A 20,498-nucleotide genomic window follows, 5' to 3' on the forward strand; every position below is an offset into this window, starting at 1 on the left:
GATAATTTGATACTACATTTTATATTGCTTTTTCTATCGTTTAATATAGTTTTTGCGGATAATCTTATTCAAAATAAGGTGTTTAATTCCCAACAGAAAAATTATTCTACAGAAAATGAATTAGCAGAAATTGATAAATATATAAAGGATAATCCTTGGATTCTTAAATATAAAAATTATAATGAATACAATATAGCATATAATGAGATGATTGAGATTGAAGCAGAATTAGAATATCTCAAAAAACAGCCCAAAACTACAAAAGTAATTAGCAAAATCAATGTATTAGAGCAGAAATACTACACTATAAAACGACAAGAGGAATTACTACATAATTACAAAAATGAGCCATATAAAGAGCTTATAACACCGCAAAATCTTAGCGAGATTCCAAATATTACAAATCCATTTTTAATAACTAGTGGCTTCTCATATATTAAGAATCTAAGGGCACAAATCTCTGTTATTGAGGAGAATCTTAGTAGCTTGGAAAAATTGCTTACTATGCTATATAGAAAAGCAGAAATATTACAAGATGACACAAGTAAAACAAAAGAATTACAAGAAACACAAAATGCCATTAAAGAGCTGGAATCTACGAGTAAAATCCTAAATGTTTATGTGGATATTTTCAAAAAAGATGCTGATAATAATATACAAAAAGTCCAACAAGAGATAAAAGATGAGATTGTAAAGCTATTTTATATTATTCTATCCATAGCGATTATTTCTATTATTTCTTTTATTATAAAGCTACTTTTAAAGATATATACGCAAAGAGGTGATACAACTAAGAGTTATACGATTAATAAACTTGTAAATGTGCTAAATGTAAGCATAATAATATTTATTTTAATCTTTGCATATATCGAAAATGTAACTTATATCGTGGCGATTATCGGTTTTGTTTCTGCTGGTTTAGCGATAGCTATGAAAGATTGGTTTATGTCCTTTTTTGGATATATGGTTATTGTTGGTGGCGGAAGCATAAAGTCTGGAGATAGAATCCGTGTTGTAAAAGATAATACCACTTATGTTGGCGATGTTATAGATATATCGATGCTTAGAATTACACTTTATGAAGATGTTACTTATACCACTTATGCGGAAAATCGCCGAGCTGGAAGAATCATATTTATCCCTAATAATCTTATTTTTACAACTATGATTGCAAATTATTCTCACTCAAATATGAAAACAGTTTGGGACGGCGTAGATATTACTATTACATTCCATAGTAATTACAAAAAAGCCCTTTTTCTTGCTAGTGAAATCGCCAAAAAATATTCGCTTGGCTACACGGAAACCACAAAACGACAGCTAAATAAACTAAAAGTAAATTATTCCTTAAGAGGTATAAATGTAGAGCCAAGAGTTTTTAGCTTTATCGTTCCAAATGGTATAAAAATATCTGTTTGGTTTCAAACAAATTCCTATGCCACATTGATGTTAAATAGTATTATTTCTGGGGCAATAATAGAAGCATTCACAAGTGCCGATGATATTGAAATATCATATCCTACAACAACCGTTATTTCAAAAGATAAATCATTAGGAGATGGTAGTGAAGGTGTTCTTTAAGACTTTTGGTTGTAGAACAAATATCTTTGATACGCAGATTATGATTGCTTCCTTAGAATCCTATGAGATTGTAAAAAATGAGAATGAAGCAGATATTGTCGTGGTAAATTCCTGCACTGTTACAAATGGTGCTGATAAAGATGTCAAAGATTATATATCTAAGATTAGAAAACTTAATAAAAAGATTTTATTTACAGGCTGTGCATTAGATAGCGTAGGTAAAGATATGTTTGCAAAAGGTAGTATATTTGGTGCTTTTGGGCATAGCAAAAAAGAAGAAATCTCTACATTATTGCAAAATAAAACAAGATTCTATTTTGATAATGATTTATCACATCTAGATTCTACAATTATCCATAGATTTATAGGCAAAAGTAGGGCGTTTATTAAGATTCAAGAAGGTTGTAATTTTAAATGTTCCTATTGTGTGATACCGCAAGTGCGGGGTAAATCAAGAAGTTATCAAAAAAACTACATTCTTTCACAAATAAAAATATTAGCAGATAATGGAATTAGTGAAATCGTGCTAAGTGGGACGAATCTAGGTAGTTATGGGAAAGATACAAATGACACTTTGCCAAAACTCCTAATAGATATTTCAAAAATATCCGGGATAAAACGAATTCGATTAGGTAGCTTAGAGCCTTCGCAAATCAACGATGATTTTTTGGAGATTTTGGATTCTAGTTTTTTAGAAAAACATTTGCATATTGCCATTCAACACACAGATAATAAAATGCTTCGCATTATGAATAGAATAAATCGATTTGAAAAAGATTTAATACTATTTGAGAAAATCGCAAAAAAGGGATTCGCACTTGGAAGTGATTTTATTGTGGGGCATCCATTTGAAAGCGATGAGATTTTTAATAATGCTTTTTTACACCTTAAAGCTTTGCCTTTAACGCATATCCATACTTTTATATACTCCCCAAGAGCTAATACAAAATCCGCAAATATGCCCTTAAACATACCAAAAGCAAAAGCTAAAGAGAGATTGCATTTAATAAAATCGCTAATTGCTAGTAAAAATAAGATATTTAGGGAATCCAAAAAGCAATTAAATGTATTAGTTGAGAATAAAAAAGGTAGTTTTTTCTATGGATTAGACCAATTTTTTAATAGAATCCAGATTAAAAGTGATTATGATTTATCCTTAAAATGGTTGCAAATAGATAATTACAAGGTAGGAGAAGGTGTTAATTATGCGGAAATCTAAAAATATTTTTATTATTATTTTTGGGATTATTATAATAGTTTTGCTTAGTTTGGCATTAATAATACGCGATGATACGATTTTAATCGATAAAGATGAATTTGATAAGATTATCACAAGTGATAATATTCGTCGTATTGTTGTTGATGATGGATATATCTATATCAATGCAAATAATGAACGATATAAAATCGCAAGAGATTTAGTTGATTTAAAAAATATTAACAATATCGCCATTGAGGTAGTTAAGCATTCTTCATTAGATAAGATTCTAGGTAATATTGGGATTATCGTTCTTCTTTTGCTTGGTATAGCGGTATTAATAAATGCCTTTTATCGTATTTTTAGACGAGATTCTATCAAAGTGAATTCCCCACAAACGCAAGTAAAATCACATTCAAAAAATGTTATTGATGATGTAAGTTTTGATGTTGCTAATATACAATCAAATATTAAGTTTAATGATATTGCTGGTATCAAGGAAGTAAAAGATGATTTATTGGAGATTATTGATTATCTTAAAAATCCAAGTAAATATCAAGCGATGGGTATTCACCTCCCAAAAGGTGTGCTTTTAGTAGGACCTCCGGGAGTTGGTAAAACGATGATAGCAAAGGCGATTGCAGGTGAAGCGAATGTGCCATTTTTCTATCAAAGTGGAAGTAGCTTTGCACAAATTTATGTAGGAGTTGGTGCAAAAAGAGTGCGAGAACTTTTTTATAAAGCAAAGGCAAGTGCTCCTAGTATTATCTTTATAGATGAGATTGATGCAGTAGGTAGAGCTAGAGGTGGTAATAGGAATGATGAGCGCGAAACCACACTAAATCAGCTTTTAACGGAAATGGATGGTTTTGAGGATAGCAAGGGCGTTATAGTGGTTGGGGCGACAAATAGAATAGAGATTCTAGATTCTGCATTGCTTAGGGCAGGGCGATTTGATAGGAGAATCTATATTGATTTGCCAGATTTCGAGGAGCGAGTAAAGATAATAGAACTTTATCTAAAAGATAAAAATCACTCTGTTAATATAAGCGAGATTGCTAAACAAACTGTTGGTTTTAGTGGTGCGGCAATAGCTTCTTTGGTAAATGAGGCTTCGCTAAATGCTTTGCGTAAAAATGCTAATATTATTACAGATGATGATTTTTATTTATCTCGCGATAGGGTCGCAGGAGGCGTTAAAAAGCAACTTAGTTTTAGCGAAGAGGAAAAAAATATCCTTGCTCTTTATCAAGCCGCAAAAGCTATTAGTGCGTATTGGTGCGATATTGACTTTGATAAAATCTCACTTATTGGCGATGGCATAAAGCAAAGTGATAAAAATATATTTTCAAAAACAGATTTAATAAATAGAATAAAAGTCTCTCTTAGCGGAAATGTTGTCTTAGAGATGAATATTGGAGAGACTTATACAAATTGTATTGAGGACATTAAAACTGCCAAAGAAATAGCAAGAGAAATGAGCGAAAACTATGCTATGAGTGAGCGAATAATTACAGATTTTAACGATATTGAAAAGATTTTAGAGCAAGTGCGAGATGAGCTAAAGGTGTTTTTTACAAGTGCCAAAGGTGCATTAAGAGAGGTGCAGGAAATATTGCTAAAAAATGAAAAAATCACAAAAGAGGAATTACGCGATATTTTCAAAAGGGAGATGTTTATTTGATATTTTTTGGCGGTTTTGGCTTTAATGATGATTATCGTCTTTTTAGCGATATTTTAGAAGCATATAATTTTTTAGATTCTAGTGATTATAGAATTTATGGATTTAGTTTTGGAGCTCAAAAAGCCATTGATTATGCATTAGATTCTAAAAATCGCATAAATGATATTATATTGCTTTCCCCCGCATTTTTTAATAATAAAAATGATACTTTTCGAGAATCTCAACTACTACATTTTAAGAAAAATAAGAATATTTATATGAAATATTTCCTACAAAATATAGGATTTGATAAAAGTATGAATGAGTTTTTAAAAGAGCCTAGTTTTGATGATTTGGAGAGTTTATTATATTATCATTTTAATAAAGAAAGTTTAAGAAAACTCCAAGATAAAGGCATATTAATAATAACATTTTTAGGAGAATTAGATAGGATTATAGATTCTAGTATAGCATTGGATTTTTTTAAAGAATTTGGCATTGTGTATTTTTTAAAAAATACTAATCATTTGCTAAGAAAAGTTAAATAAGGATTATAATGAATATTGATTTACATAATCACACAAAGCGATGTAAGCACGCAGATGGCGAGTGTGAAGAGTATATCCAAGCTGCTATTGTTTGCGGTATCGATATATTTGGTTTTGCTGACCACGCTCCAATGAAATTTGATGAAAGATATAGAATGGATATAGATGAGGTGGAATCTTATATAGATGAAGTATCACATTTAAGGGAAATTTACAAGGACAAGATAGATATAAGAGTTGGTTTTGAGGTGGATTATATACACAAAAAAGAATATTTAATAGAGCCAAAAGTGCTAAATAGCGATGTTGATTATTTAATCGGCTCAGTGCATTTTCTAAATAATTGGGGTTTTGATAATGAGGAGTTTTTAGGTGTTTATAAAAATGTTGATATTAATAAAATATGGATTGAATATCTAGATTCTATAGCGAATATGGCACAAAGCGGATATTTTGACATTGTGGGGCATTTTGATTTATTAAAGATTTTTAATAATAAACCACATAAGGAATTACAAAAATACATCATAAACGCACTAGAATCGATAAAAGATAATAATATGGTTATAGAGATAAATACTGCTGGTTTGCGTAAAATGATAAAGGAAATATATCCAAGTTATGATATTTTACAATTAGTTCATAAGATGGAGATTCCCATTACTTTTAGTAGTGATGCACATAATCCCACTCAAGTTGGTTTTATGAAAGATAGTGCATTGAATCTTGCAAAAAAGATTGGTTTTAATAAGGTTGTATCGTTTAAAAAGCGAGAAAGAGAGATTTATGATTTTTAGATTCTATTTAATTAATATATTATATTAATATATAAAGCTAAAGATTTCCCCATAAGCTAAGATTCCAATAATCAAAATTATTTAAGATTCTAGCTATCTTTAATCTAGAATCTTAATATTAGAAATATTAGAATTTAACTTTATCTATTGTGGCACAAGGGATTATTTTATTTGAAGCAAAAGAATTGTTAATAGAATCCTAAATATTAGATTAATCTATAAAGCTAATAATCTTATAAGATTTCCCTATAAGATTCTAAGATTCTAGTCATCTTTATCTAGAATCTATAAATGTATTTCAATAAATTATCATTTTAAAGAAAAGTTTGAATCTTTATAAATATTTATTTAAAAATTATTTGAAGTGTATATTAAGGGATTAATCCCTTAATATAATAAGATTTAGAATTTAACTTTATCTATTGTGGCACGAGAGATTATTTTATTTGAAATAAAAGAGTTGATAATGGAATCCTATCCTAAATATTAGATTAATCTATAAAGCTAATAATCTTATAAGATTTCCCTATAAGATTCTAAGATTCTAGTCATCGTTATCTAGAATCTATAATATATTTCAATAAACTATCATTTTAAAGAAAAACTAGAATTTTTTAAGATATTTAAGAATTATTTGAAGTGTATATTAAGGGATTAATCCCTTAATATAATAAGATTTAGAATTTAACTGCACCTGTTGTAGCAAGTGGTATTACCCTATTTGAATTACTAGGATAAGAATTTTTTAGATTAGTGCAGAATGTAGAAGTATTACCACTAGCATTTGCTATTTGATTTGGGTCGAATGTCAAATCTCCTGTATTTGTGTCAAGCTGGATAATTGGACCACAAAAATTAGTTACAGCTGAACCACTTCTATTTACATTCCCCAAAGGTCCTAATTGATTCGTTCTAGCTTCCCATCTACCTCTATCCAATCCACCTGTATCTATCATCCAATCAGCCCAGCTTGAGAATCCATCTGGTCGAGCTGCTGTTGGGTCTAGATTCTCCGCGAAAACCCTAGCTGGAATTGCTTTTAAAACACTTGCTATATCACTTCTAGCCATTGCCACTTGTGCATCTGTCCTAGTTGTTACAAATCTAGGCACAGCAACAGCCGCCAAAACCCCTAAGATAACGATAACGAAAACTAATTCAATCATAGAAAAGCCATTTCTTTTATTTTCCATCTTAATCCTTAATATTTAATTCTTTATGATTCTGTATAAAATCTTAAAGTAAACAAATTATAAACTTTTTTTTTTTAATTTTCACTTAATGGTAAGTAGGAATATGGATATAAAGTATTATGTAGGAATTTTATCCTTTAGGGAATCCTAAAGGATAAAATTTATTTGAATGATTGGGCTACCATTTTTCGCCTTAAATATGCGATTTTAGTCTGCAATGGTAGCTCTTTTGGGCAGAAATCTTGACAAGCCATTAGCGACATACAGCCAAAGATTCCATCATCATTTCCTATTAGCTCGTAAAAGTCTGCATCTTCTCGTTTATCGTGTGGGTCAAGCATAAATCTAGCTACACGATTTAGCCCTGCTGCACCGATAAAGTCATCTCTCATAACCTTAGTAGCACACCCAGCCACACAACATCCACACTCAATACATCTATCTAGCTCAAATACCTCATCAGCAACACTTGGCTCAATAGGGTCTTCTAGACTAGCTATGCTTTTTTCTTTTTTAGAGTGTATCCAGCCCTCAACTCGCCTTGTCATTCCCTCAAACCAAACGCCCGTATTCACGGATAAATCCTTAATCAGCTTAAAAGCTGGAAGCGGTGCTAAAGTGATAACGCCATCGGGGAAATCTTTTGTTAATGTTCTACAAGCAAGTTTAGGTTGCCCGTTTATCATCATCGCACAGCTTCCGCAGATTCCCGCTCTACACACGAAATCAAAGTTAAGATTCGGGTCTTGGGTCTCTCTTATGAGATTTAATGCGATAAAAATAGTCATAGAATCTGTTTCTTTGATTTTATATTCCTTAAAATGCGGCTTATAAACAGCACTTTGTGGGTCGTATTTCAATGCTTTTATTGTTATTACTCTCTCACTCATTTATTATCTCCTAATCGTTGGTTTTTAGCTTTATAATATGGTTGTAAATCAAAGTTCATTAATGCTTCTTGGATTTGATACCTATCCTTACCATTTGCTTGCATTTCAGCGGTGATTTTATCCACTTCGGCTTGACGAATGGCACTTTTTGGATTTTCTATTATATTTCCTTTAGCTCCATATCCTCTATACCCCGGTGGGAGTTCCATAGATTCTACATCTAAATCCTCGTATTCAATCGTAGGTGAGTTATCATCTGGATTTTTCCAGCTAGCTAGCGTTCGTTTTAACCAATCTTTATCATCTCTTTTTGGATAATCCTCCCTAGTGTGTGCTCCCCTGCTTTCAGTCCTATTTAATGCACCTTTTGCTACACATAAAGCAAGTTTTAACATTTTAGGCACTCTATAGGCTTCCTCTAGCTCAGGATTACAATGTGTGTGTTTATTGGTTATGCCTATATTTTTACTTCTTTTATATAGTTCTAAAAGCTCGTTATATGCTTCTTGTAATATCTTGCCCTCTCTAAAAACACCTACATCATTATCCATAATATCTTGCATTCTAGATTTGATTTCAAATACATTTTCCTTACCATTTGAATTAATGATTTTTGCTAGGTATTTTTGCTCTGCTTCGATGAATTTTTCTATTGTGCTTGTTTTTATGGTTGTTTTTTTCTTTTCACAATAATCACTAAAATAATCCCCAATAATCATACCCGATACAACCGCTTCGCTAACGGAATTCCCACCAAGTCGATTAAATCCATGTAAATCCCAGCAAGATGCTTCACCTGCGGCAAATAAACCTTTAAGATGAGTTTCTCCTTTATAATTCGTCCTAATGCCACCCATTGAATAATGTTGCATTGGTCGAACAGGAGCCCATTTTTTCGTTACATCAATACCCGCAAAAACCTTGCAAATATCCCAAACATCGCGAAGATTTTTATGGATATGTGCCTCGCCTAATATCGATATATCAAGCCATAAATGGTCGCCATATGGGGATTTTACGCCCTTACCTTTGCGAATATGTTCTAACATACGCCTACTTACGACATCTCTACTCGCCAAGTCCTTTTTCTCTGGCTCATAATCTGGCATAAATCTATATCCATCAACATCTCTTAAAACGCCTCCATCGCCCCTGCAACCCTCAGTTAGTAAGATTCCACTTGGAACTAATGGAGTAGGGTGGAATTGCACGGCTTCCATATTTCCTAATTTGGCAATTCCTGTTTCTAGTGCGACTGCCGCTCCAACCCCTGTGCAAATCACAGCGTTTGTAGTGTTTCTGTAGATTCTGCCATAGCCTCCAGTTGCTATCATCGTGCCTTTTGCGATATACGCACTCAATTTTCCTGTAACTAAATCTCGCACAATCGCCCCAAAACAAACGCCATCTTCATATATAATAGAAACAGCCTCTTTTCTATCGTGTATATCTACATTATATTTTATAGCCTCATTTGCGACGGCATAAAGCATTGAATGCCCTGTAGCATCGGAGGTGTAGCAAGTTCGCCATTTTTTAGTGCCTCCAAAATCCCTTGAATGGATATATCCGTGTCTAAAATCCTCTTCTTCGATTATGGTTTTTTTGGCATTTATTATCGCTTCCCTTTTTCCTTTTTGGATTCTGCTCCACGAAACGCCCCATTGGGCTAATTCCCTAATCGCCTTTGGTGCGGTGGTTACAAACATTCTAGCTACATTTTGGTCGCAACCCCAATCGCTTCCTTTAACTGTGTCCATAAAGTGTAAGTCCTCATTATCGCCATCGCTCATTTTGGAATTCCCAAGACTTGCTTGCATTCCGCCTTGTGCGGCTGCAGAGTGGCTTCGCTTGACTGGGATTAAGCTTAGAACGATGGTATTTAGCCCTCGCTTTTTACACTCGATAGATGACCTAAGCCCGGCTAATCCACCGCCAATTATTAGTGCATCACAATATACTATATTCATAAAATTCCTCCCTCTAATTTTTGTATTCTAAATATGGATAGTTTATATAATCTGTGTTCGCATCCAAACTCAATCCCTTTTTCACATACGCCGCATAGGTTAATAACCCAAGCACGATGAAAAATACGCTTAATGCCACTTTGAATTTTCGAAGTCGGCTTAATGTGATTTGTGGCGTTTTTGCCTCAAACCAGCCCCATTTCACCGCAAGGCGATATAATCCAATTGAGCCGTGAAGTTCCACTGCAAATAATAAGAAAATATATAGAATCCAAAAATGCTGATGCACGAATCTAAAAGATGAACCCACTGGTCCAATGGTCTGTGGCTGAGTCATCATAATATATAAGTGAATGCTTCCTAAGAAAAACATCGCAAATCCTGTGCAAACCTGAATCCCCCATAGCTTTGTATCACTATGATTTATCATATTTTTATGCGTTCTAAAGCGTAAAAATTGTCTATAATTTATTGGGAATTTCCTTGTTGCAAGAAATGCGTGTAAGATAAATATACAAAATACCACAAATGCAATTACTGATACCACTAATGGACAGCCCTCTCCTGTGCTACTTAAAAAACTAAGCTCAAAGAATTTTGTAACCCTATACATAGCCTCTTCGCTAATTAATATTGTAGCTACGAAAAACATATGAAATATCATAAATAATGCTAGAAAAAGCCCCGTTGCACTTTGTAGCCAATCAAGCACAGCAGGCATTCTACTAGCCTTATTTCCCTCAGCTATTCCAGTATAGCTTTCAATGATTTTTTCTTCTAAACCATTTTGCTGCATAATTTCCTCCCTATTTGTTTTGTTTTTGATTAAAGATAAGCTTTAGATTCTATCATTAAAAGGAGTAAAATAAAATATCAGTTGGTCAAAATTAGTTATTTTTTTTCAATATTATCCATAATAGAAATTGTTTTTGATAACCTACTTTTATCAAAATGTGTGTAGATTCTAGAAGTGGCAATGCTAGAATGCCCCAAAGCCTCTTGGACTAGCACCAAATCAAGGCTTTTTTGATACAAAAGCGTAGCAAATGAGTGGCGAAGCATATGAGCACCATTTTTTTCTTTTCTAATTCCAGCAAAGCTTAAGATACTCTCTACATTGCGACTAACATATGCTTGGGTTAATACTTTGTTTTTAAAATTACAAAATAGATATTCACTGCTTAGATTCATCATTTCTTTTTGTATTAGCCAATTTTGTAGTAATTCCTCGATATGTTTTCGCATTATCATTACAACTCTAGGTTTATTGCCCTTGCCCCGCACTTGGATAATATAGTTATTGTCATCTTCGCTAATATCTTTATATTTTATGTTTAATGCCTCAGATACGCGGATTCCTGTATATATTATCGTTTTTATTATTAGCTTATTACGAAATTTAACTTTATTTGAAAATGGGTAAGATTCTATTGCATCAAAAAATCTTACAAGCTCATTTTCATTCATAAATGATGGTAGTTTTTCTCCGCTTTTGCCACGAATATCTCCTATATTTTTCAATTCTATATTAAAAATATAGGATTTCCCATTCTCATCTTCATTTTGTTTATCAATAAAACCAAAAAAACCTATAATAACAATTCTATGATTCTTCTTACTAGCATTACTTAAACTGCTACAGGAAATAGCAATAAAATCCCGCAATATTTCTTCATCAATTTCTTTCATACTAGCAAAACCAAAACTTTGTAGATATGTAAATAGCTTAATTAGTGGATTTGCATAGGTGTTAATCCCGATTAATCCATTATTTCTAACTTCTTTTAGTAAGCATTTTAAGCTTTCTATATCTTTTATGCCACTTCTTAGCTTTTTCATTGTTTGGTTTAAGACTTCTTTATTATTTACATTTCTTGATGATAGCGTCGCTACCTTGCTATGTATAAATCTTTCTATCCAAAATAATAAACTTTCATCAAATGTGTTTTTAAAATCAATGCTATAACGCATAAAACTACCTTTAAGATTCTTTTAATTTTCTAAAATCGATTTTATTATATATAAAGTGAAATAAAAATATAGATTCTAGCACAAGAGCAAAGGGTGTTGATTAACCAATTAAAACTATAATATTTGGATTTATGTATTTAAAAAGTGCGATTATAGAGCAATAAAAGTATTATTTTAGAAACGATTCAAATCCAAGATTCTCCTATCTTTAAGCTTTCCATTTTTGCATAGCAAAGCAATAAAGCTATGATTTTATAGACTTTTTATTAGTTAGTAAAGTGAAATCTATAATATTAAGCAGAATCTATTTTTTAAAAACTATTGGGTTAAATGCTTTGGAGGCGACTAGAATCTCATCGCCGATTTTGTAGTTTTTCGCCTCATTATCCATTGTAATCGTGGCGATAGTGTTATTTATCAAAATTCGCACGATGAAAATTATCCCGCTTTGCTGAATGTCGATGATTTTGGCACTAAAGCTAAACTTCGAGCTTAAGTTCTCACGCCCAAAAATGCTATTTATATCGCCGTCATTGGTGATTTTGCCATTTTCGATATGCAAGATTCGATTTGAGAGCTTGAAAATCTCGCTAATATCGTGGCTAACTAGAATCGTAGTAAGCCCAAAGTGCCTGTGGAGCTTGATAATCTCCTCTTGCAAGACAAATCGCATATCATTATCCAACGCACTCAATGGCTCATCAAGGAGCAGGATTCTACTCTCATACACTAAGGCACGAGCGAGTGCCACACGCTGTTTCTGCCCGCCGGAAAGTTCACTTGGATTCCTAAACTTTAAAAAATTTAGCTCCATAATCTCTAAAATCTCATCGACCTTGTGAAGTTCGCTTTTATCCTTTAGCCCAAAGCAGAGATTTTTATAGACATTTAAATGCGGGAAAAGTGCGTAATCTTGGAATACAAAGCCGATTTTTCGCTTTTGTGGTGGGAGATTTATCCTTTTATTTTTGCTAAACCACACTTCGCCATTTACGATTATTTCGCCCTCTTTTGGGGAATCTAGTCCACTTAAGATTCGTAAAATCGTAGTTTTCCCAGCTCCACTTTTCCCAAAAATGCTTATAAACTCGCCTTTTTGAATTTCGGTATTTACCTCTAAGAGCATCTCGCCATTTGCCCCATTTAGGGGCTTTTTAATATCTAGTTTTATCATTTTAGGCAACTTTAAAATATTTTTTATTAATGTAGAAAATCGCTAATAACAGCACGAAAGTAACCATAAACAGGCTAAAGGAATATTGATGAGCTAGGCTCGTATTTAGCGTCTCAACCTCGTCATAAATAGCGATACTTGCCACGCGAGTAACCCCCGGAATATTCCCGCCAATCATCATCACCACGCCAAATTCGCCGATTGTGTGAACGAAGCTTGTGATTGCCCCAAGCAAGAGATTTGACTTGATATTTGGCAACAGCACGAAAAATAATGTATAGATTTTGCTTTTGCCAAGCGTGTAACTCGCCTCTTTTAGGGACTTTGGAAGTAATAAAAAGCCGTCTTTTATGGGGTTTACCATAAAGGGGAGTGAGAAAATGATACTTGCGACGATTATCCCCTCGAAGCTAAAAACTAGTTTTAGATTGAAGTTGTCCATTAGCCACTTCCCGATGAAGTTTGTCGGCGAGAAGGTTACAAGGAGGTAGAATCCAAGCACGGAGGGTGGTAGGACTAGTGGCATCCACACCAACACTTCGATAATTATCATAAATGCTTTTTTGTAGTAGGCTAGGAAGTAGCCAAGTAAAATGCCGATAGGTAAGAGAACTATGGTCGTTATAATGGCGACTTTGAAAGTCAAAGCCATTGTTTGTAAAAAATCTGCTTCCAAAACTGAAGTCCTTAAAGTTTGTAAAAAATGATAGCCAAAAAGATGGCTTTTGGTGCGATAACACCCCATTAAGAATCTTTATAAAAAATGCATATGGAATTTTATAAAGATTCTATGAGTTGTAAAGCCCAGCACCAAAGGGCGGAGGCAAAATAAACATTTTTAAAAATCTAAATTTTTAGAATCTCCTAAGATTCTGCCCTAGAATCTAAGATTTTTTAAGAATCTATTTCGTAATTTCTAGCATTACCTCATTTGATTTCACAAACCACGCAAATTCCTCCCCAACTTCAAGTCCCAAATACTCACTTGCCTCTTTTGTGATTAGCGAAGTTATGGTGTATTTCCCAAATTCAAAATAGATTCGTGCAAAAATCTCATCAAATTCGATATTTTGGATTGTGGAAATAAAGCGATTTCTAGCACTTATTTTCTCACATTCTCTCGCACACACCATAACCTCACTTTCTTTAAACAGCAGATTCACACTCATTCCTATTTTAAACCGCTCATCAAAATCAAGCATTAAAACGCTAAAGATTTGAGCCTTATTTTCAGTATTTGCGACTTTTAATAACGCGACATTGTTGCTTATTTTTACGCTTTCTATTACGCCACGAATGCTATTCATAAATTCTGCCTTAAAAAATAAATTCCGTGCATTAGCACCAAAATAGGGGCGGTGGGCGGGAAAAGGAAGTTTCCTGTCATAGATAAAATCAAAGGCGAAGCCCACCACAAATAAAATACTTTGAGAATCTAAAAAATCTTTTTTTAGACAAATCTATTTCATCATTACGCTTTAGATTCCGCCAACTTGAGCATTTTGGTGAATCTAAAATTTCCAAAGATTTCGTATATTCCAACATTTCAGTTCAAGGGGGACAAGGGGGGGCTTAAATGATGAATTTGCCAAAGGCAAAACACGGTTTCTAGTAAAACGAGCGGAGCGAAGTTTCCTGTAAAAGCGAAGTTCGCTCTCCATACCTATTTTTGACCCACAAAACGAAGCTTTAGCCTCGTTTCCTGCCAACCCCATGACGACGCTTCTTTCGGCGTCCGTGCTAATGCACGGAGATTTGAGAAGTTTGTTTGGAATCTTAAAAATTAAATTTTTAAGATTCTGTATTGAATTTGGATAAGTTTTAGTAAACCCCTTACGGCTTACTATACCCATAAGTTGCAAAAATTTCTTGGGCTTTTGGGCTTAGGATAAAGTCCTTGAAATCTTTTGCAAGTTTGGAATCCTTGCCGTATTTTGTGATTACCATTGCTTGTAGAATCGGCTTATAAGTCGCCTCATCAACTACCAAATAATTCGCCTCTTTGTCCTTGATAACCATAGAAAGCGCGCTAAATCCCACTTCACTTCCGCCAGATTTGACATATTGTGTGGCTTGACCGATAGATTCCCCTAGCACGATTTTAGGCTGCACGGAATCCCATAGCTTGGCACTCTCCAGCGACTGCTGTGCGGCTACGCCATAAGGAGCGAGTTTTGGATTTGGTAATGCGATATGCTTGATTTTAGAATCTTTTAGAATATTTAGAGAATCTATTTTTAGATTCTTATCAATGCTAAATAGCACAAGCTTTCCTTTTACATAGTTTACTGGGGCTTCTGCGGCTCCATTATCCTTATAAAGTCGCTCTGGATAGCTTGTATCTGCTGCGATAAATAGCTGTGCTGGAGCACCATTTATAATTTGATTATAAGCCTTACCAGAGGCAATATAGCTTGTGTCGATTTTATCTCCCGGGCGAGTTTTTAGAAACTCTGTTTTTATATCTTCAAGCACATATTTTAAACTAGCTGCTGCTAAAACCATAATATCTTCTGCCTTTAGATTCACAAATAAAGCCAAAAGCAATAAAACTGCTACACTTTTTTTCATTTACTTTCCTTTCATTTAAGATTTTAGAATCAATATTTCAAAATGCGAAATATTTGAAATTATATAATTAAAAGCTTAAAATAAAAATTATGTATAAACTATGAATATTTTATTAACTATAAATTAAAATTATTATAAAATACGAGCTTAAATGCTTTTAAAATAATGCATTAATATAATAAAGGAGTGTTTGTGAAAAAAATAAAATTAGGTTCTACTCTATGTGTTAGTATTTTTGCTGCTTCAAGTTTGGTTAATTTGAGTGCGGCAGATATAACGATAGATAGTTATGGGTATTTGGGTGCGATGTATAATCACGAGTTTCAAGGCAATAAAGATTCTACAATAGGATTAACAGCTAGAGCTGGAGCTACATTTAGCTTTGAGAATGGCTTGGCATTTGGGCTTGGAGCAGCTGGTGCGTGGGCGGCTTATGATAAAAATAGTGGCAATCTCGCTGGTGTAAATTCTGGTGTAAATAATGCCTTTCTAAGCTCTCAATATCCAAATACAGGTGATGTTTCTGAGGCATTTATCAAATACACAAGCCAACAATGGGAACTTGCAGTTGGGCGATATGTAGCGGATTTCTTGGATTTTGATTGGTTGGCGGGGCATACACAAGGAATTGGTTTTAAATATAATGATTTAGGGCTTAAAAATCTTGACCTTTGGCTTACATATTTCAATTCTGTAATGATTACAGGTTATCAACCGGGGCGAATCGCTTCTGAACTAGGGACATTTTACTCCTATCATCCGGGTGGTAGAAATGCTATCATAGGACAACACGGCGGGAATATTATCGCTGGTGGTGTGAATCTACAACTTGGTAAGTTTACAATCGACCCATTTTTGCTAATCAATACTAGCTTAGCTGGGACAGATGATATGTTATTTCAAGTTGGGCTTAAGTTTGGCTTTGCAACACCGATTGCAAAAGATTGGCTATCTACTACTTTAGTTAGAGCGATGTTCCAATATGCAAATCAGCAAGTCGCCACAACTACGCAACCAGCAAAAATAAATACTATGTTTTTAACAGGCGATGTAAGGAATCCAGATGATGTTGGATTTTTAATTTGGGCTGACCAAGAGTTTAAATATCAAAATTGGGTTAAATTTGGCGTTGGGCTATATTTCGTCGGCGGACAGGGAATCTACCACATCAATGATAATTCAAGATTCTACGGCTCATGGGTAAATGCCTTTGGGTATAATTACTTTGGACAAGATATGTTCTCAGCATATGCATTTGGCTCATTTGAATTGATAGATAATAAATTATCCATAGATGCATTATTTGCTGGTGGGGATTTTACGGAGTTTTCAGCAGTGGTAAAATATCGAGTTTGGCAACAAAGCTCAATGAAAGCCGATATTGGAGCTGGATATGTGCATAATGAGTTTAAAGAAGGCGGTATCTCGCAATATAAAGGCGGACATTTTCTGTTATTTGCAAAATTATCATATTAATTTTTAGGGATTTTATAGAGTTTTCTCTATAAATCCTAATCTTTTCTACTTTATTTAATCTCATAAAATTTATTTTAATTAGCTTTTATATTGTTAAATATAAGAAAATATTAAAATTTAATTGCTAGTAGTGTAAAACTAGCTGGGATTCCCCGTTTTTGATATATTTCATATTAGAATCTAATTAAAAAAATTAATATAAAAAATTGATTATTATTCCCAAATTATAAAAATGTAGTGGTATAAAACTAGCTGGATTTCCCAGCCTTAATAAACTTCTCAATAAATTTAATATTAAAAATTAATTGCTAGTAGTGTAAACCAGCTGGGTTTCCCCAGTCTTAATATATTTATTAGAATCCAAGAAAAATCCTTGAAAATCTAGAATCCAATTAAGAAAATGTAATATAAAAATAGATTTTCTAGAATCTACAATTATTCATTAAAAGTTATTCTTCCCAAATTATGAAAATGCAATGTAAACCGGTTGGGTTTCCCCAGCCTTAATATATTTATTAGAATCCAAGAAAAATCCTTGAAAATCTAGAATCCAATTAAGAAAATGTAATATAAAAATTTAATCGTTATTATTCTTAAAATTATGAAAATGCAGTGTAAACCGGCTGGGTTTCCCCAGCCTCGATAAATTTAATAAAAGGAGTATCAAATTACCAGTGGCAGGGAGCTAGTATATTTGCAATACTATTAACACCTAGAACTCCCATATATTTTTCCTTATATTTTACTATATTTTTGTGGCAGAGAAGCATAGAAAAGAAAAGAGCTAAAAATATTTTAGTAATTATAAGATATTTGTAAGAATATTGTTTAAAATATTAACGGGATTAATCCCGTTAATATGTAGATATTAGAGAATCTTAGAATTTAACCGCACCTGTTGTAGCAAGAGGTATGATTCTATTTGAGTTGCTTGGATAAGAATTTTTTAGATTATCACATAGCACTTTGCCTGTTCCATCAGCAGGAGCAGCAATCTTAGATGGGTCAAATATTAAGTCTCCATTTGTTGTTTGGAGTTGGATATAAGTGCCGGTGCAAGGTTTTTTATTCCCACTAGAATCTGTTTGAGCTATAACTTGCAATTCATTATCATTTGCTTGCCATCTACCTCTATCTAGTCCACCTGTATCTATCATCCATTCTCCCCAATTTGAAAACCCTGTTGGAGCGGATGCTGTTGGGTCTAGGTTTTCAGCAAATACTCTAGCTGGAATTGCTTTCAATGTGGAGGCGATGTCGCTTCTAAACATTGCTACTTGCGCATCTGTCCTTGTAGTTACGAATCTAGGAACGGCAACTGCGGCTAAAACTCCTAAGATAACGATAACAAATACTAACTCAATCATTGAGAAACCATTTCTTTTTATATTCTGCATGTTTAATCCTTAATATTGAATTCTTTAGTAGATTCTAAACAAATAAGTAAATAAATAGTAAATGGAACTATTTAGATTATATTATGCTCGAAATCTATTAAAGTTAATAGATTATAAACATTTTTTTTTTTAATTTTTACTTAAAAGTTAGAAAATAGATTGTTTATTTTAGATTTATTTTTCAAATTTATTTATTAATGTTTTATTAACCAATAAATTTTAGTAGATTTGCGATATTGTTTAAGATATTTTTAAGGCGTAAACAAAATATCAATGAATATATTATTTATTGCTTCTTATGAGATTTGCGATATTATTTGCGATTATTTCGTGTCCCTCGACATTTGGGTGAATTTGGTCTATTTTTAGATTAATATCTTTTAGGATTCTTGGCATTGCTTTATCTTCTACTAATATATTATATTTACTAGCAATATCTGTGTATATATTTGAGATTCCGCCAACTACACTACCCAAAACACCGCTTGGCACACCAAGTAAGACGATGCAATCTGTATATTTTTTTGTTGTTTTGACTATTATGTCAAGATTTCTTTTTATGGAATCCTTATCTCCATTTCTTAAAAAATCATTTCCACCGATTGATATTATAACTGCAGAAATACTTGGGGTAGTTTTTAGCTCATTGTCGATTCGCCCCATAAGTTGGCTTGTTATCTCCCCATCAATACCTTTTTTGATAGGATTTTTACCTAATAATAGAGCTGTTTTTACAGCAAAGCTATTTTCCTCGCTCACACCAAAGCCATTTGCCAAGCTATCGCCTATGGTGATTATATTTCTATTATTTAATTTGCAGATATGTTGATTTTTAGAAGTAGGGGTTTTAAGGTAAATCAATCCCCCCACTATAATAAGGACAGCTAAGAGCAGGTATTTCAATAGGAGTTAATCCCTTTGATTGCGTAAAAATGCTGGATAATCCAAGTCTTGCACATCTTGATTGTCAAATAAGCTCTCAGGTAATCCACTAACTTTTTTTAATGCGACAGATGAGCTGTTTTTCATTGGTTTCATTGTTATATTTGCATTATTGGATTCTGGATTTATATCTTTATTTAATATTTCTTTTTCAAATCCTGTTACAACTAATGTTACTTTTACTTGATTAGGTGCCATTTCATTATTAAACGCCCATGCTGTTTTAAACCAAGCATTAGGGTCTATTTGTTGCTCTACTACTTCTCCTGCGTCATTAAGCATACTAATTGGATATTGGTCGTTTACTTCAAAATATACAATAGCACCTTTAGCACCTTTTATGCTTATATTATCTAAAAGTGGAGATTCTATCGCTTCTCTAACAGCCTCCATAGCAGAATCCTCTCCATCTTTATCACCAATACCAATTAATGCTAAACCTTTAAACTCCATAACCTTAGCCAAATCCGCATAATCCGCATTTAAACCACCATTACTATCATTTAATATTATTGATGAGATTCCATTTACGGCTTGAGATAGGACATTATCGACTAATTTTAAGCTATCTTTCATTCCTAAGGCTTTACTAACTGTTGCAAGTAGCTTTTCATTTGGTATTACTATTATAGAATCAACTTCCTCTTTAAGCTCCCTTAAGCCATCTTCAGCGACTCTTTCTCTTTGTTTGCCCTCAAATTTAAAAGGTTTGGTTACTACGGCTATCGTGAGAGCTCCTATTTCTTTAGCGGCTCTTGCTATTATAGGTGTTGCTCCTGTCCCTGTGCCACCACCAAGTCCAGTTGCAACGAAAACGATATTAGAATCTTTAAATGACTCTTTTATTATTTCATAGCTTTCTTCAGCACTTTTTCTCCCGATTTCAGGCATCATTCCTGCACCAAGACCTTTTGTTGTTTTTTCACCAAGCTGAATCTTACTATGAGATTCTATAGTATTTAGGTGTTGGGCATCTGTATTTAGTGCTATTAAATTAATGCTTTTATGAACACCGTGTGTGCTTAGATGATTTATCGTATTACTTCCACCGCCTCCAACACCAGCAACGGTAATTTTTATTTCGTTTGTTTGTTGCAATTCTTCGATATTTATTTCCATAACCTTTC

Annotated in this window: 19 protein-coding genes; 6 read left to right on the forward strand and 13 right to left on the reverse strand. The window is 33.2% G+C overall.

The window, feature by feature from the left end:
- The first annotated feature begins 6 nt into the window (after positions 1–6).
- From CCY99_RS07590 to CCY99_RS07610, 5 genes are read left to right on the forward strand one after another with little or no spacing between them, the layout of a single operon-like run.
- Positions 7–1,581, forward strand: a complete 1,575-nt coding sequence (locus CCY99_RS07590) for a mechanosensitive ion channel domain-containing protein (protein WP_112060816.1) — start codon at positions 7–9, stop codon at positions 1,579–1,581.
- On the forward strand, positions 1,559–2,800 hold the full coding sequence (mtaB, locus tag CCY99_RS07595; protein WP_112060817.1) for a tRNA (N(6)-L-threonylcarbamoyladenosine(37)-C(2))-methylthiotransferase MtaB: 1,242 nt from the start codon (positions 1,559–1,561) through the stop codon (positions 2,798–2,800). The genes CCY99_RS07590 and mtaB overlap by 23 nt, the downstream gene beginning before the upstream one ends.
- A complete protein-coding gene (locus CCY99_RS07600) occupies positions 2,787–4,463 on the forward strand; it encodes an AAA family ATPase (RefSeq protein WP_112060818.1) in 1,677 nt (558 codons plus the stop codon). Before mtaB ends, CCY99_RS07600 begins: the two co-directional genes overlap by 14 nt.
- Entirely contained in the window at positions 4,460–4,990 is a 531-nt protein-coding gene (bioV, locus tag CCY99_RS07605; protein WP_112060819.1) for a pimelyl-ACP methyl ester esterase BioV, read from the forward strand. The genes CCY99_RS07600 and bioV overlap by 4 nt, the downstream gene beginning before the upstream one ends.
- Positions 4,991–4,998: 8 nt before the next feature.
- Entirely contained in the window at positions 4,999–5,787 is a 789-nt protein-coding gene (locus tag CCY99_RS07610) for a histidinol-phosphatase (protein ID WP_112060820.1), read from the forward strand.
- A gap of 677 nt (positions 5,788–6,464) precedes the next feature.
- Here the strand turns inward: CCY99_RS07610 and CCY99_RS07615 are convergent.
- From CCY99_RS07615 to modA, 10 genes are all read right to left on the reverse strand, one after another.
- Positions 6,465–6,980 carry a prepilin-type N-terminal cleavage/methylation domain-containing protein gene (locus tag CCY99_RS07615; protein ID WP_112060821.1) on the reverse strand — a complete coding sequence of 172 codons (516 nt, stop codon included), beginning with the start codon at positions 6,978–6,980 and terminating at the stop codon, positions 6,465–6,467.
- 161 nt (positions 6,981–7,141) lie between these two features.
- Positions 7,142–7,870 carry a fumarate reductase iron-sulfur subunit gene (locus CCY99_RS07620; protein WP_112060822.1) on the reverse strand — a complete coding sequence of 243 codons (729 nt, stop codon included), beginning with the start codon at positions 7,868–7,870 and terminating at the stop codon, positions 7,142–7,144.
- Complete coding sequence (locus CCY99_RS07625) at positions 7,867–9,840, reverse strand: fumarate reductase flavoprotein subunit (protein WP_112060823.1); 1,974 nt, start codon at positions 9,838–9,840, stop codon at positions 7,867–7,869. The genes CCY99_RS07620 and CCY99_RS07625 overlap by 4 nt, the downstream gene beginning before the upstream one ends.
- A gap of 13 nt (positions 9,841–9,853) precedes the next feature.
- The gene (locus tag CCY99_RS07630) at positions 9,854–10,636 is read right to left on the reverse strand and encodes a fumarate reductase cytochrome b subunit (protein WP_112060824.1); all 783 of its coding nucleotides are present in this window, start codon (positions 10,634–10,636) and stop codon (positions 9,854–9,856) included.
- 95 nt (positions 10,637–10,731) lie between these two features.
- Positions 10,732–11,811 (reverse strand): tyrosine-type recombinase/integrase, encoded by a 1,080-nt coding sequence (locus CCY99_RS07635; RefSeq protein WP_112060825.1) that lies wholly within the window; start codon positions 11,809–11,811, stop codon positions 10,732–10,734.
- A gap of 304 nt (positions 11,812–12,115) precedes the next feature.
- Positions 12,116–12,985 carry an ATP-binding cassette domain-containing protein gene (locus CCY99_RS07640; RefSeq protein ID WP_112060826.1) on the reverse strand — a complete coding sequence of 290 codons (870 nt, stop codon included), beginning with the start codon at positions 12,983–12,985 and terminating at the stop codon, positions 12,116–12,118.
- Between the two features lies 1 nt (position 12,986).
- Positions 12,987–13,661, reverse strand: coding sequence for a molybdate ABC transporter permease subunit (gene modB, locus CCY99_RS07645; RefSeq protein ID WP_181646893.1), 675 nt, complete (start codon positions 13,659–13,661; stop codon positions 12,987–12,989).
- A 226-nt stretch (positions 13,662–13,887) separates the two neighbouring features.
- A complete protein-coding gene (locus tag CCY99_RS07650; RefSeq protein ID WP_112060828.1) occupies positions 13,888–14,292 on the reverse strand; it encodes a TOBE domain-containing protein in 405 nt (134 codons plus the stop codon).
- An 88-nt stretch (positions 14,293–14,380) separates the two neighbouring features.
- A complete protein-coding gene (locus CCY99_RS09965; RefSeq protein ID WP_258443890.1) occupies positions 14,381–14,509 on the reverse strand; it encodes a hypothetical protein in 129 nt (42 codons plus the stop codon).
- A 309-nt stretch (positions 14,510–14,818) separates the two neighbouring features.
- Positions 14,819–15,556, reverse strand: coding sequence for a molybdate ABC transporter substrate-binding protein (modA, locus tag CCY99_RS07660; protein ID WP_112060830.1), 738 nt, complete (start codon positions 15,554–15,556; stop codon positions 14,819–14,821).
- A gap of 192 nt (positions 15,557–15,748) precedes the next feature.
- Here modA and CCY99_RS07665 point away from each other — a divergent pair, with 192 nt between their 5' ends.
- On the forward strand, positions 15,749–17,032 hold the full coding sequence (locus CCY99_RS07665; protein WP_112060831.1) for a hypothetical protein: 1,284 nt from the start codon (positions 15,749–15,751) through the stop codon (positions 17,030–17,032).
- Positions 17,033–17,910: 878 nt separating this feature from the next.
- Here the strand turns inward: CCY99_RS07665 and CCY99_RS07670 are convergent.
- The 3 genes from CCY99_RS07670 to ftsZ form a co-directional block, all read right to left on the reverse strand.
- Positions 17,911–18,429 carry a prepilin-type N-terminal cleavage/methylation domain-containing protein gene (locus CCY99_RS07670; protein WP_112060832.1) on the reverse strand — a complete coding sequence of 173 codons (519 nt, stop codon included), beginning with the start codon at positions 18,427–18,429 and terminating at the stop codon, positions 17,911–17,913.
- A 282-nt stretch (positions 18,430–18,711) separates the two neighbouring features.
- Positions 18,712–19,332 (reverse strand): GDSL-type esterase/lipase family protein, encoded by a 621-nt coding sequence (locus CCY99_RS07675; protein ID WP_112060833.1) that lies wholly within the window; start codon positions 19,330–19,332, stop codon positions 18,712–18,714.
- A gap of 6 nt (positions 19,333–19,338) precedes the next feature.
- Positions 19,339–20,490 carry a cell division protein FtsZ gene (ftsZ, locus tag CCY99_RS07680; protein WP_112060834.1) on the reverse strand — a complete coding sequence of 384 codons (1,152 nt, stop codon included), beginning with the start codon at positions 20,488–20,490 and terminating at the stop codon, positions 19,339–19,341.
- Between the last annotated feature and the right edge of the window lie 8 nt (positions 20,491–20,498).

Source organism: Helicobacter sp. 16-1353, from assembly GCF_003288815.1.
In the GTDB taxonomy this organism is placed as follows: Bacteria; Campylobacterota; Campylobacteria; order Campylobacterales; family Helicobacteraceae; genus NHYM01.

Bases quoted from the DNA above. Each gene is read 5' to 3' on its own strand.
- CCY99_RS07650 (WP_112060828.1), bottom strand. From the start codon at position 14,292: ATGAATAGCATTCGTGGCGTAATAGAAAGCGTAAAAATAAGCAACAAT.
- CCY99_RS07640 (WP_112060826.1), bottom strand. From the start codon at position 12,985: ATGATAAAACTAGATATTAAAAAGCCCCTAAATGGGGCAAATGGCGAG.
- CCY99_RS07620 (WP_112060822.1), bottom strand. From the start codon at position 7,870: ATGAGTGAGAGAGTAATAACAATAAAAGCATTGAAATACGACCCACAA.
- ftsZ (WP_112060834.1), bottom strand. From the start codon at position 20,490: ATGGAAATAAATATCGAAGAATTGCAACAAACAAACGAAATAAAAATT.
- CCY99_RS07600 (WP_112060818.1), top strand. From the start codon at position 2,787: ATGCGGAAATCTAAAAATATTTTTATTATTATTTTTGGGATTATTATA.
- CCY99_RS07610 (WP_112060820.1), top strand. From the start codon at position 4,999: ATGAATATTGATTTACATAATCACACAAAGCGATGTAAGCACGCAGAT.
- CCY99_RS07635 (WP_112060825.1), bottom strand. From the start codon at position 11,811: ATGCGTTATAGCATTGATTTTAAAAACACATTTGATGAAAGTTTATTA.
- CCY99_RS07625 (WP_112060823.1), bottom strand. From the start codon at position 9,840: ATGAATATAGTATATTGTGATGCACTAATAATTGGCGGTGGATTAGCC.
- modA (WP_112060830.1), bottom strand. From the start codon at position 15,556: ATGAAAAAAAGTGTAGCAGTTTTATTGCTTTTGGCTTTATTTGTGAAT.
- CCY99_RS07670 (WP_112060832.1), bottom strand. From the start codon at position 18,429: ATGCAGAATATAAAAAGAAATGGTTTCTCAATGATTGAGTTAGTATTT.
- CCY99_RS07615 (WP_112060821.1), bottom strand. From the start codon at position 6,980: ATGGAAAATAAAAGAAATGGCTTTTCTATGATTGAATTAGTTTTCGTT.
- CCY99_RS07630 (WP_112060824.1), bottom strand. From the start codon at position 10,636: ATGCAGCAAAATGGTTTAGAAGAAAAAATCATTGAAAGCTATACTGGA.
- mtaB (WP_112060817.1), top strand. From the start codon at position 1,559: ATGGTAGTGAAGGTGTTCTTTAAGACTTTTGGTTGTAGAACAAATATC.